The sequence below is a fragment of the Flavobacterium sp. HJJ genome (assembly GCF_015351475.1).
Taxonomy (GTDB): Bacteria; Bacteroidota; Bacteroidia; order Flavobacteriales; family Flavobacteriaceae; genus Flavobacterium; species Flavobacterium marginilacus.
The window spans coordinates 87474-101089 of sequence record NZ_JADKPR010000004.1 but is presented as its reverse complement, the minus strand read 5'-3'; the positions used below and the strand labels follow the sequence as shown (position 1 = coordinate 101089).

General features: G+C 34.5%; 10 protein-coding genes. 2 read left to right on the top strand and 8 right to left on the bottom strand.

Annotated features, from left to right (window positions below; genetic code table 11):
- Positions 1 to 7 precede the first annotated feature (7 nt).
- Both IRZ80_RS04870 and IRZ80_RS04865 read left to right on the top strand, forming a co-directional pair.
- On the top strand, positions 8 to 3187 hold the full coding sequence (locus IRZ80_RS04870; RefSeq protein WP_194640436.1) for a SusC/RagA family TonB-linked outer membrane protein: 3180 nt from the start codon (positions 8 to 10) through the stop codon (positions 3185 to 3187).
- An 87-nt stretch (positions 3188 to 3274) separates the two neighbouring features.
- Complete coding sequence (locus IRZ80_RS04865; RefSeq protein WP_228520808.1) at positions 3275 to 4978, top strand: RagB/SusD family nutrient uptake outer membrane protein; 1704 nt, start codon at positions 3275 to 3277, stop codon at positions 4976 to 4978.
- Between the two features lie 338 nt (positions 4979 to 5316).
- Here IRZ80_RS04865 and leuB read toward each other — a convergent pair whose 3' ends face one another.
- From leuB to IRZ80_RS04825, 8 genes are all read right to left on the bottom strand, one after another.
- Positions 5317 to 6378, bottom strand: a complete 1062-nt coding sequence (gene leuB / locus IRZ80_RS04860; protein ID WP_194640435.1) for a 3-isopropylmalate dehydrogenase — start codon at positions 6376 to 6378, stop codon at positions 5317 to 5319.
- Positions 6379 to 6544: 166 nt separating this feature from the next.
- Positions 6545 to 8065, bottom strand: a complete 1521-nt coding sequence (locus IRZ80_RS04855; RefSeq protein WP_194640434.1) for an alpha-isopropylmalate synthase regulatory domain-containing protein — start codon at positions 8063 to 8065, stop codon at positions 6545 to 6547.
- Positions 8066 to 8333: 268 nt separating this feature from the next.
- Positions 8334 to 9122: a methyltransferase domain-containing protein gene (locus IRZ80_RS04850; protein ID WP_194640433.1), complete on the bottom strand. Its 789-nt coding sequence runs from the start codon at positions 9120 to 9122 to the stop codon at positions 8334 to 8336.
- Positions 9123 to 9136: 14 nt separating this feature from the next.
- Positions 9137 to 9436 carry an antibiotic biosynthesis monooxygenase family protein gene (locus tag IRZ80_RS04845; RefSeq protein WP_194640432.1) on the bottom strand — a complete coding sequence of 100 codons (300 nt, stop codon included), beginning with the start codon at positions 9434 to 9436 and terminating at the stop codon, positions 9137 to 9139.
- Between the two features lie 79 nt (positions 9437 to 9515).
- A complete protein-coding gene (leuD, locus tag IRZ80_RS04840; protein WP_194640431.1) occupies positions 9516 to 10112 on the bottom strand; it encodes a 3-isopropylmalate dehydratase small subunit in 597 nt (198 codons plus the stop codon).
- Positions 10113 to 10265: 153 nt separating this feature from the next.
- Positions 10266 to 11660, bottom strand: a complete 1395-nt coding sequence (gene leuC / locus IRZ80_RS04835) for a 3-isopropylmalate dehydratase large subunit (protein WP_194640430.1) — start codon at positions 11658 to 11660, stop codon at positions 10266 to 10268.
- A gap of 602 nt (positions 11661 to 12262) precedes the next feature.
- Positions 12263 to 13027, bottom strand: coding sequence for a hypothetical protein (locus IRZ80_RS04830; protein ID WP_194640429.1), 765 nt, complete (start codon positions 13025 to 13027; stop codon positions 12263 to 12265).
- A gap of 45 nt (positions 13028 to 13072) precedes the next feature.
- Positions 13073 to 13510, bottom strand: a complete 438-nt coding sequence (locus IRZ80_RS04825; protein WP_194640428.1) for a hypothetical protein — start codon at positions 13508 to 13510, stop codon at positions 13073 to 13075.
- Positions 13511 to 13616 lie beyond the last annotated feature (106 nt).

The following is a 13616-nucleotide window of genomic DNA, read 5'->3' as shown; positions in this document are numbered from 1 at the left end:
ATTAGTTATGCTAAAAATTATAAAACTAACTTGCCTTGTAAGCCTATTTTTTGCTGGTGGTCTTGAAGCGCAATTGTATGCGCAGACAACAAAGGATTCAACTGCAATAGTTCCCCAGAAAAAAGTACAGGGAATTTTAGTACAAGGTGTTGTTAAAAGTGCAAAAACCAATACAGCTTTATCAGGAATCAATATTGCTGTCGAAGGATTTTCAGCAGCCATTTCCAATAATGACGGTAGTTTTGAAATTCGGGTTCCAAATTTACAGGCACTGCTTACTATTAGCGGGCAGGATTTTCAAACTAAAGTTTACCCTGTTAAAAACAGAAAATCAGGTTTGAATATAGTATTAAGTGAAGCCTATTATTCTCCTACTTATCTTAATGCGAGTTTGCCGTCTGGCGACCTTATGCAGTATAATAATACCAGCGCAGCAAGTGTAGTTAATTTTAAGAAAGAGCAATGGTCAGCTCCTGTAACAGAATCTGTGGCAGGATTTCTTCAGAGCAGAACTACTGGTTTAACCAGTATTAAAAATTCAGGTGCTCCTAATGCAGGCAGTTATTTGGCTTTAAGAGGTTTTAATTCATTATATGGAAGTAATAGACCCTTAATTATTGTAGATGGAATGATTTATGATGATGAAGATTATGGATCTGGAATCATAGCAAATAACGATTCTTCTCCTTTAACGAATATTGATGTTAAAGATATCGAAGACATAACAATTATGAAAGATGGTACTTCATTATATGGAACCAAAGGAGCCAATGGAGTAATAAATATTACAACTACCCGTGCTGCCGAGTTATCAACTAAAATTGATTTCACGATGTATGGAGGAGTTAATCAAACTCCGGATGAAATGCCTTTATTAGATGCTGATGGCTACCGTACTCACCTTTCTCAGTTAGAAGCTACACGTGGTTTATCACAACAGCAAATTGCCAGTTTGCCGTATATGAATGATAATGTTGGTTCTCCAGGGTATTACAAATACCATAATCTGACCAATTGGCAGGATAAAGTTTTTAAATCCAGTATTAATCAAAATTACTTCCTTAAAGTTCGCGGAGGCGATGATATTGCAAAGTTTGGTTTATCTGTAGGTTATCTTGACAGTAAAGGAATAATCGATAAAACAGATTCAAAACGTTACAGTGTTCGCTTGAATGCCGCTTTACGATTAACCGAAAAATTGAGCGTTGATGCTAACCTGTCGTTTATTAACAACCAACAAAACCAATGGAATCAAGCATTTTCAAACACTAGCCCGCTCTATTTAGCACTAACTAAATCTCCTTTATTATCAGAAAACATTGTTAGTGACGCAGGTGAATTTTCTCCTAACTTAGCTGATGTTGATTATTTTAATGTAAGTAATCCCAAAGCTATTTTGACAAACGGATTTGGTACAAATAATAACTACCGCTTTTTTGGTAATTTAAAATTCAATTATGAGTTAAGCAAAGCTTGGAATATTACTTCAATAGTTGGTTTGAGCTTCAATAAAGAAAGAGAATTATTTTTTATACCTGATAAAGGAGTTGCTGATTTTATTTTACCAACTGCAGTTGGTAAAAACAGCTCTGGAAGTGAAGTTCAAACTTATAATGGTCTTTATACAGATACTTTTGCCAGCTACATGAAAAAGTTTTATAATGATCATAATTTAGATGTTCGTTTTGGATTTAGGGCTCAAAGCAATAAAACTGAAACTGATTTAGGCTTAGGATTCAATTCTTCAACCGATGATTTTACTAGTGTAACCGCAAGCTCAAGTTTGCTGCGTGTTGTAGGAGGAGAATTAGGAGAATGGCACTGGTTAAATATGTATGCCAGCGGGAACTATAATTTCCGTAATAAATATTTTCTTACTGCCAATTATGCTGTAGATGGTTCAAGCCGTTTTGGAGATGATCCGGAAACTGGAAAAAGTAAATATGCATTAATGACTTCCATTTCTGGAGCTTGGCTGATTTCATCAGAAGATTTTATGAAAGGTATAAATGATATAGATTATCTTAAATTAAGAGTTGGATTCGGAACAAGCGGAAACGACGATATTGGGAATTATACAGCACAAACTTATTATGTTTCTCAAAATTTATTAGGAATGCAAGGTTTGGTTCGAGGTAATATAGGAAACACTAACTTACAATGGGAGACAGTTTTAAAAACGAATTTAGGAGTAGATTTCGGATTGTATAAAGAACGTATTAATGGTAGTTTTGATGTGTTTTCAAACAAAACATCTAATATGATTGTTTATGAAAAAACTGCTGCTGAAAATGGATTTGATTCCGTAGAGTCTAATAGCGGTGCAATGCGCACCTATGGGGTTGAATTAGGCATGAATGCCCGTGTAGTTAATACTCCAGATTTTACTTTTGACTTTGGATTTAAAGTAAGCCACTATAATAATGAGGTGCAGAGTTTACCAAGCGGCGATATTCTAACAGAATTTGGCGGTGCTACTTATTTAACATCAGAAGGTAAAGATGCGAACTTATTTTATGGATTAAGAAGTAATGGAGTTTATAGTACTACTGCAGAAGCTGTTGCAACTGGATTGTCAAAGCGTTTAACAAATGGTGATTTAGTTCCTTTTGGCGGAGGTGATATGCGTTTTACTGATGTTAATGGAGACAAAATTATTGATGATAAAGACCGTGTGGTTATTGGTAATCCAAATGCAGCGGTAACAGGAAGTTTCAATACTGATTTTACCTATAAAAGATTTAGTCTAAAAGCTTTATTTAATTTTTCAGCTGGTAATGACCTTTATAATGGAGTGCGTTACAATCTTGAAAAAATGAGCGGTTATGAAAATCAAAGCGCTGCTGTTGCAAACCGCTGGAGAGCTGAAGGTCAGCAGACAGATATTCCAAAAGCAGTTTGGGGAGATCCAATGGGTAATGCAGTATTTTCAGACAGATGGATTGAAGACGGTTCTTACTTAAGGCTAAAAAACTTAGTGATAGGCTATGATGTGCCTGTGAATGACAGTAAGCACGTTAAGTATATTCAGCTGTATGCTACTGCAAATAACTTGCTGACTTTTACTAAATATCTAGGATTCGATCCTGAATTTAGCGCTACTTCATCCATTTTTGGTCAAGGAGCAGATGTAGGTTTGGTTCCTCAGTTTACAAGTTACCAGCTTGGATTGCGTTTAGGACTTTAAAATTATTTTTACAACATAGAGAACAGATCGATGATGACAATAATCAGAAAAAAAACAAAAAAGGTTGCCAAAACTTTCTTATTGGGGATGGCACTACTTCTTAGCCTAAGCTCTTGCGAAGAATATCTGGATGTACAGCCTCAGGATAAACTTGTTGACGAGCAGATGTACCGCAATGTATATGATGCCGATGCTGCAGTTATTGGGATATATGGTAAGTTTATGGGACTTGCAGGCAAATACGTTATGCTTAATGAAATGCGCGCAGACCTAATGACCACAACCGGTAATTCAGATCCCTATTTAAAAGAACTTTCAGAGCAAAATATTTCAGCAGAGAACCCTTATGTAAATCCAAAAGATTTTTACGAGGTTATTCAAAGCTGTAATGATGCCCTTAAAAATTTTGATATTATGGTTGCTGAAAAGAAATTTACACAATCACAATACGATCAGCGTTATGCCGATATCGCCTGTATCCGTTCCTGGATTTATTTACAGTTAGGAATTCAATATGGTACTGTTCCTTATATTACTGAGCCTATAACATCATTAGAGGATGTTAAGGATATCAATAAACACCCAAGACTTTCTTTTAATAAACTTCTTGAAGAACTTGTTAAGTTTACAGAAGCATTGCAGTATAAAGATTTATATGATTCTACCAGCAGCTTATTAACAACTGTTGATGGTTTTTATACAGATAGACTCTTTATTAACAAGCAATGTTTGTTAGGTGATTTACAACTTTGGAAAGGCAACTATCGTCAAGCTGCTGAGCATTACAAAACCGTAATGGAAACAGCTTCATGGAGACCAAGCAGTAATGATCTTTATCAAATATATCGTGTTACATACTCTGATTTTACAGTTGCATATCCAACCGGGCAAGCACAAGATGCTTCAGCATTGATTAATTCAGATACGCAGGGATGGAGATCTATGTTTTCTAGAACTAGAGATGCAACATGGAATTCAGAATGGATTTGGTCACTGCCTTTTGACAGTAGATTTGCACCAAAAAACCCATTTATAGCTATTTTTTCAAAAACTGGAGGTCAATATTTAGCAAAACCATCTCAAAGAGCAATAAATCTTTGGAAAAGTAATACACAAAGTAATGGTATTCCATATGATGCACGCGGTTCAAAAATGACTTATAAAATGGTAGGTAATGATCCTGTTATCATGAAATACCTTTACAAGTATGAAGCTGCAGCCGATGTTTTTAAAACAGATGGAGATTGGTTCTTATACCGCGCCGAAAAATTGCATCTGCGTTATGCAGAAGCAGCTAATAGAGATAATCAGTATAGAATTGCTGATGCAATTTTAAATAATGGGATACTGCGTGCTTTTAATCGTGGAAATCTTTCCGTTAGTGCGGATGATGTAACTAATGCTATGAATACGGTCGTACCAGGAAAAAACCAAAGATCTTTTCCTTATGATTTTGATGCCCGTCAAGGAGAACATCCTTATTATAGAGGTAACTGGTATCGTGGGACAGGTGTTAGAGGCCGCGCAAATTTACCAAACGCTGCTGTTGTTTTGACAGATAGTTTAACATCTATTGAAAATAATATCATCGATGAAGCCGCACTTTCACTTGCTTATGAAGGTAACCGTTGGGAAGATTTAGTTCGTATTTCATTACGCAGAAATAATCCAGCCTTTTTAGCAGATAAAGTGTATGATAAATTAGATAAAGAAGGAAATACTCATGCCGCAGAAGTTCGAGCTAAATTAATGAATATTAATAACTGGTACCTGCCATTTACTTGGAAATAATTTCATGATTTAACCTGTCCATATTTTTAAATTTTCTGTACCGAAAAACCTTAGTTGTGATTTAATATTACAGCTAAGGTTTTGTATTTAAAAACATGTGATAATAATTTTAATGTAGTTTAGTGTGGTGGTATAATATTCTTGTCTTTTTTGACGGCATATATTTCATTTAGGTCAATGATTTTTTGGAATAACAAACAATAAAATTTTAGTGATTTAAAATTCTGTATGTTCGATTGTATGGCTTTATGACAAAACAAGAGGCTGTTCTAAATTTAGGAACAGCCTCTTTGTTATCTAGAAATATATGGCAGTGCATTTCTACGCACAATATATTATTATAGATTAGCAACTAACCAGTCACCAACTTCGCTGGTTGAATATGCTTTTGCACCTTTTCCAGCCAAATCTTCAGTAACAATTCCCTGTTCTAATGACTTGTTTACAACAGCTCTGATGGCTTCAGCTTCGTCTTTTAATCCGAAAGCGTCTTCAAACATCATGGCAGCAGATAAAACAGTTGCCAATGGATTAGCAATATTCAATCCAGTTGCTTGCGGGTAAGAACCATGAATTGGCTCATAAAGAGAAGTATGCTCTCCAACAGATGCAGACGGCATTAATCCCATAGAGCCTGAAATCACAGACGCTTCATCAGTTAAAATATCTCCGAACAAGTTTTCAGTAATCAATACATCATAAGAGTTTGGCCATTGTACCAAACGCATTGCAACAGCATCAACAAACTCGTAAGAAACGGTAACTTCTGGGTAATCTTTTTCCATAGCTTGTACTGTTTCTCTCCACAAACGGGAAGTTTCTAGTACGTTTGCTTTGTCCACACAGCATAATTTTTTTGAACGCGTCATAGCCAGTTCAAATCCTTTTTTAGCCAAACGCTGTACTTCAGCTCTAGTGTATACACAGTTGTCAAAAGCAGTGTCTCCGCCGTCTTTTCTTCCTTTTTCACCAAAATAGATTCCGCCGGTTAATTCTCTTAGGAAAACTAAATCCGTTCCTTCGATTCTTTCTCTTTTTAATGGAGAATTGTCAATCAAAGAAGGGAAAGTAAAAGTCGGACGTACATTAGCAAACAAACCTAATTTTTTACGCATCAATAACAAACCTTGCTCTGGTCTTACCGGCGCGCTTGGATCATTATCATATTTTGGGTGTCCGATAGCTCCAAAAAGAACAGCATCGGCAGCCATACAAACTTCGTGAGTCTCATCTGGGTAAGGCACTCCAACAGCATCAATAGCACAAGCTCCAGTAAGTGCTGGAGTCCAAGTGATTTCATGGTTGAATTTTTTAGCAATAGCATCAGATACTTTAACTGCTTCGTTAACTACTTCTGGTCCGATTCCGTCTCCGGCTAAAAGGGCAATGTTGAATTTCATTTTTTTTAAGTTTTAAGTTTCTGAGTTACAAAGATTCTAAGTTTTTTGCTTAGTCTTTTTTAAATATTTTTTAGTTTTATAGTTGTATACGTTACTTAATTACCAATATTTTAAGAAAGTTTAGAAAATCTTAGCAACTTACAATCTTGGTAACTTAGCAACTTTTTTAATGAATCACATTCAGCATTTTTTGTGTTGCAATGATTGCAGCCACAGTCTGGTCTGAATCTAATCCTCTTGTTTTAAATTTCTTTTCGTTGTCTGTCCAAGTGATAATCGTTTCGCACAAAGCATCCGAGCTGCTTCCAGGAGGTATGCGAACTACATAATCGATCAGTTTTGGCAGAGTCATTTTTCTGCCTTTATATATTTTTGAAAGTGCATTCATAAAAGCATCAAACTGACCATCACCCTGTGCACTTTCTTCAAAAACTTCACCGTCAATTTTTAGGCAGAGTGTTGTCGAAGGGCGCAGTCCTTTGGCATGAGATAATAAATACGATTCCACTACAACTTTTTCCTTATACGTCTGGCTGTCCAAAACATCTGAAATGATGTATGGCAGATCTTCTTTGGTAACTGTTTCTTTTTTGTCGCCCAGTTCAATTATTCTCTGAGTAACTAATTTCAAATCTTCAGGGTTTAGTTTTAATCCTAATTCCTGCAGATTTTTTTCGATATTGGCTTTGCCTGATGTTTTTCCTAAAGCATATTTTCGTTTTCTCCCAAAACGTTCTGGAAGCAGATCATTAAAATATAAATTGTTTTTATTGTCTCCATCTGCATGAATTCCTGCAGTTTGTGTAAAAACATTGTCGCCAACGATAGGTTTGTTGGCAGGGATTCTATAACCTGTAAAAGTCTCAACCAGTTTGCTTACCGAGTATAAGGACGATTCTTTAATATTGATTTTCACCTCTGGAATAAAATCATTAATCACCGCAACCGTACTTTCCAGCGGTGCATTTCCAGCACGTTCTCCCATTCCGTTTACAGTAACATGCAGTCCGCTGATACCTGCTTTTATGGCTTCCATCACATTAGCAACACTCAGATCATAATCGTTGTGTGCGTGAAAATCAAAATGTATGTTAGGGTATTTTGAGGTAATTTTTGAAATAAATTCGAAAGTGTCTGATGGAATCAAAACTCCCAAAGTATCAGGCAGCAATATTCTTTTGATAGGCTGAGTCGTTAAAAAATCTAAATATTGAAAAACATATTCTGGAGAATTACGCATGCCATTACTCCAGTCTTCAAGATATACATTAGTAGCAATTCCGTTTTCATTTGCCAATGCAATAGACTGTGCAATTTCGGAAAAATGCTGTTCAGGTGTTTTTTTTAACTGATGAGTCAAATGGTTCAAAGAACCTTTCGTCAAAAGATTCTGTACTTTCGCTCCCGCTTTTTTCATCCATTCGATAGAAATGCCGCCATCTACAAAAGCCAATACTTCGATACGATTCGTATAGCCTTTTTCTGCGGCCCATGACATGATGCCGCTTACCCCTTGAAATTCACCTTCGCTCACACGAGCCGATGCAATTTCAATACGGTCAATATGTAATTCTTCAAGCAATAATTGCGCAATGGTTAATTTTTCTGCTGCCGAAAAGGATACTCCCGAGGTTTGTTCACCATCTCGAAGCGTCGTATCCATTATTTCAATTTTTCTTTTTTCCATTATTGTTTAATTATTGACTTATATTTTTTGTGTCAATTTTGGTTGTCAAAAGCCTTATGTCGAGCTTTAACAGATTTGTTTTTTATAATTCTTTAGGCGTGCCACCAATACAAAAACGGCAAAAGCTACTTTGTACATAGCCGTTTTTTATTGCTGTCGGGCTTTACGCTGCAATCTTTTTTATAAAATTCCAAGCTCCATTTTATAAAAAAGGATTTCCGCTTCAATCCCTCACGCGGTCGTCCGAAGAGAATTTATTGATTAAATATTATATTCTGCCTCGCACTTCATTTAATTTCATTGTCATCGAAATCGCTTCCGTTTCTACCCAATGATTATATTCTTCAATTGCTTTTAATCGCAAATCATTGTCTAAATAACCTTCTTCCACCATTTGAGGTGAACCGGCAACTTTAGACCAAATACCTATTTTCGATTTGTAATCTTCTCTTACTTTGGTATAAAACTCATCCGAATTGATTTTTTCAACCGAATGAAAGCCTACTTCTTCTAATAAAGCTGGCAAATCTTCTGCAATTCTATTGTTCATTCCGGCGTCCTGTCTCCATTTCAAGAATATATTATAAAATTCCTGCATGCTTTCCGGAGGCAAAGGATTCCAGTTTAAGTTTGTATGATCATAGTCCAAAATCGAAATCTGACCATTTGGTTTCAGCAACGATTTCATTTTTACTAAAGCCTCTTTCGGATTATTCAGCCATTGCAGCGTTCTTGCTGAAACGATTAAATCAAATTTTTCTTCAGGATTAAAATCGAATAAATCAATATGAATTAATTCCAGATTAGTTACTTCTTTATGTAATTCACGTCCATTTAAAATCAAACTTTCGGTGTTATCAATTCCAGTGACTTTTCCGTTTTCGCCAACTATGTTTGCAATATCTTTTGAAATAAAACCAGTAGCACATCCAATATCCAGAACTTTCATCCCTGGTTTCAGAATAGAAGACAAATGCCTGTAATCATTGGCAAGGCTTCTATCAAATACCTTAGTAGATTCCTGTCCGTCTCTTTGGATATGTTTGTTAGCTTTCATTTGTCTTAAAAATGCTATTTATTCTCCAAAACCATTTCATAATGTTCTACAACCGGAAACGGATTATAATAAGGATGCAACAATTTTTTCCATTCTAAATACGCTTCGGATTCTCTAAATCCAATGGTATGGTCGTCCAGTTTTTTCCAATCGACTAATAACAAATATTTGTTTTCTTCCTCGATAGATTTTCTTAAACTATGATTTAAATAACCTGGAATGGACTGTATATATTGACTGGCAATGGTAAAATCTTTTTCAAAATGAACTTCTTCTCCTTTGATTACCTGTAGAACAGCCACTTCTAAAACCATATGTATTTTATTTATAAACCCGACAGATTTTTTAAAACCTGTCGGGTGTTATTAAAATTAACCTGTAATTTTTATAATCTTAGTAAGGAAGTTTGTCAGCAAAAGCTACAATATCTTCTTTAATATTCTGTAAATAATCAATATCATCAAATCCGTTGATCATATTGTTCTTTTTGTATCCGTTGATATCGAAAGATTCTTTTTCGCCAGTACTTAATAAAGTAATAGTCTGTGCTGGTAAGTTAATTTCTAATTCTGTTTTTGGATCAGCTTCGATTGCTTTGAAAATTGTCTCAGCAAATTCAGGGCTTACCTGTACTGGTAAAACACCAATGTTCAGACAGTTTCCTTTGAAAATATCTGCAAAGAAAGAAGAAACCACAGCGCGGAAACCGTAATCATAAACTGCCCAAGCAGCGTGCTCACGAGAAGAACCTGAACCAAAGTTTTTTCCTCCAACCAAGATTTTTCCTGAGTAAGTTGAATCGTTTAAAACGAAATCTGCTTTCGGAGTATCGTCTCCATTGTATCTCCAGTCACGGAAAAGGTTGTCTCCAAAACCTTCGCGCTTCGTAGCTTTCAGGAAACGGGCTGGGATGATTTGATCTGTATCTACGTTTTCTATCGGTAGTGGCACTGCACTACTGGTAAGGATATTAAATTTATCGTATGCCATTTGATTTTTGATTTTTGATTAACGATTTCTGATTTTAGATTTAAAATAAAAATCGTTAATGTTTTTTGTAAAATGTAAATTGAATTTTAAAATATTTTGATGCGGTTAACGAAATCTGAAATCAAAAATCGTTGATCTGCATTCATAAATCCTTTAAAAAAGCTCTCTAGGATCTGTTAATTTTCCAGTAACAGCAGCGGCAGCGGCCATAATTGGACTCGCAAGAAGCGTTCTTGAACCAGGACCCTGACGGCCTTCGAAGTTTCTGTTGGAAGTACTTACTGCATATTTCCCAGCAGGAACTTTATCATCATTCATTGCCAAACAAGCTGAACATCCTGGCTGACGCAATACAAATCCTGCATCAGTTAAAATATCCAAAATACCTTCTTCTTTGATCTGTGCTTCAACAACGTGTGAACCTGGAACTAACCAAGCAGTAACGTTGTCTGCTTTTTTACGGCCTTTTACAATTTCAGCGAAAGCTCTAAAATCTTCAATACGTCCGTTTGTACAGCTTCCCAAGAAAACATAATCGATTTGTTTACCGATCATTACATCATCCTCCTGAAAGCCCATATAAGCTAACGATTTTTTGTAAGTTTCCTCTCCGCCTTCAACTTGGTCAGCGTTCGGAATATGTTTAGTAATACCAATTCCCATTCCAGGGTTAGTACCATAAGTAATCATTGGTTCGATATCCTCAGCTTTGATGTTTAATTCAGCATCAAAAACAGCATCAGCATCGGTTTTTAAAGTTTTCCAGTATTCAACAGCTTTAGTCCAAGCTTCACCTTTAGGAGCATATAATCTTCCTTCAAGGAAATCAAAAGTAGTCTGGTCAGGAGCAATCATACCTCCACGGGCACCCATTTCGATACTTAGATTACAAACCGTCATACGGCCTTCCATAGTCATTTCTTCGAATACATTTCCTGCATATTCAGCGAAATATCCTGTACCTCCAGAAGTAGTCAATTGAGCAATAATATAAAGAGCAACGTCTTTTGGTCCCACACCTTTGCTTAATTTACCATTTACGTTGATACGCATTTTCTTTGGCTTAGGCTGCATAATACATTGAGTAGAAAGTACCATTTCAACCTCAGAAGTTCCAATACCAAAAGCAATCGCTCCAAAAGCACCGTGAGTAGAAGTGTGTGAATCCCCACAAACAATAGTTGCACCTGGCAAAGTAATTCCGTTTTCTGGACCTACTACGTGTACAATTCCATTTTTTTGATGACCCAATCCCCAGTGAGAAATTCCGTATTCAGCTGAATTATCTTCCAATGCCTGTAATTGATTGGCAGAAAGCGCATCAGCAACAGGTAAATGCTGGTTTATAGTTGGTGTGTTGTGATCGGCAGTGGCAAAAGTACGCTCTGGGTATAAAACCTTTACACCTCTGGATTTTAATCCTAAAAATGCAACAGGGCTCGTAACTTCATGAATGAAATGGCGGTCAATAAAAAACACATCTGGCCCATCTTCAATTTTACGCACTACATGTGAATCCCATACTTTGTCAAATAATGTCTTACTCATTTTGTTTTTTTTTAATTGTAATTGGTATAACCACAGAAACTTTGGTGTAATTATAATAGAAGTTCAAAAGTAAAAAAAAGTTATATTGCCGTCAATTGCCATATTTGGTTTTATACGATACCCAAACATTTCTGTATTTTGGACAGCAAACTTTTACTGCTTTATTTTAGAAAGTGTACTATTTACTATAGCCGATACTTTTTTTTAAATCGAATAACTAACACTAGGTTTACTGTTGTTTTTAATAATTGGCAAATTTATCGCTATTGTGTTATAAAATAGCGGTTTTTGGTTTAAAAAATATAACATTTTAAAATAAAATAGTAACAAATGCCGGTTGTGAATTTTGGTTTATGTTCTATTTTTGACAAAGTAATTTTGTCTTTTTTAAAGGAAATATTATTAATAAAAATGATTTTTTTTGAAAAAATACTACGACATCCAAAAAGGAGATATTTTGGTTTTTTAAGAAAATTTATAAGAAGTTTTATTGTTTTTTGAAAGTGACGTTGGTTTTCTTTTTAGAAAAATTAAACTTGGTTCAGCGCATAAAAAATTACTGATTTCTTAACGGTTAATATTTTATTGGTTCGTTATTAATCTTACAAATACATTAAGTGATCACCGTAATCCATACGATACGTTTTAATTTTAATTTTATTTCCAACAAAATTTAATTGATAAATACGAGCATATCTTTCATCAAAATAACAATTATAATTAATATAGTATTCACCTGGATGCCATTCCGGTTTCATTAATTCGTAGTTTTTTCGAAGTCTTATTAGGGCTGAGTCCGAATCTTCATCCGGAATATCATAATTCATGCGTAATGTTTTGTAAACCATTGCACTGTCTTTTTCCTGAATGTTTTTACAATTTAAAACAGAAGTAAGTATTTCATTTATTATTATATAACTCTTACGTTCTTTTCTTCTATCGCTGTTTGGGACTAAAGAGTCTATTGCGCTATTAATTTGTTTTGTAAAAGTGGTATTGATTTTAGTAACATTTGGAATCAGTTTATCATTTGGAAACTCCCAATAATCTTTGTATTTATTAGCGAATAACGGAATAGAATACACTTCATTTTTAGAATTAATTAGGACAATTATTTGATTTCTTTCTTTGAAGCCTTCGGGTTGTGAATAAAGCTGAATTTCAAAATTAAATTCTCCATTTCGCAAACTTTTTTCGAATTTAAATTCATTTTCTGGAACTTTTTTGTTAGCCTTTAGTTGAGGAAATTTTTTGTTAATATTTTCAATTGAAAGATTTACTTTTAAATCATTATTCTTTTCACAGCTAATGATTAAAAAGAAGGTTAGAAAGAAGCCGAATATTTTTACTATTGTTTTTTTTATCATTATTATAAATGGATATAATTTCTTTGTAAAGAATTTGATTTTTTATTATTTTGACAAAAGATATTTTTCAGGATTGTATTTTCTTTTTGCATAAAAACCTGATACAGTTGGATTGTTTTTGTTTTCTTTAATTAAAAAAATATATCTAGTATATGGTTCGTTTTCTGTTAAAGCCAAAAGGACAACAACTTTATCATTATAACTCACTACATCATATTTAAAATGTCTAAAAGTCATTATACTGTCATCAGTTACAGACCATTTTTCATGTTGTTCACTCATAACGCCATCAGTTGCATCCTCATAAAATTTATAATCTTCATCTTTACTACATGGATAACTTAAATGGTCGTCTTTAAATTGGTAATAAGAAGTGTAGTCGGAAGTTGAAGTATAATATTTCCAATATTCCCCAGAATTAGCAATTAAGGTTTTTTCTATAGGATTTTGTTTTGTACAACTTACCAATGTTAGTATTAGCATTATGTGAATAATGTTTTTCATAATAATTGGTTTGGTTAATTTTTAATATTTCAAATATATAAAAAAGCTATTGAAATAAGGAAAAATCTTATTTAAGTAATTTTAT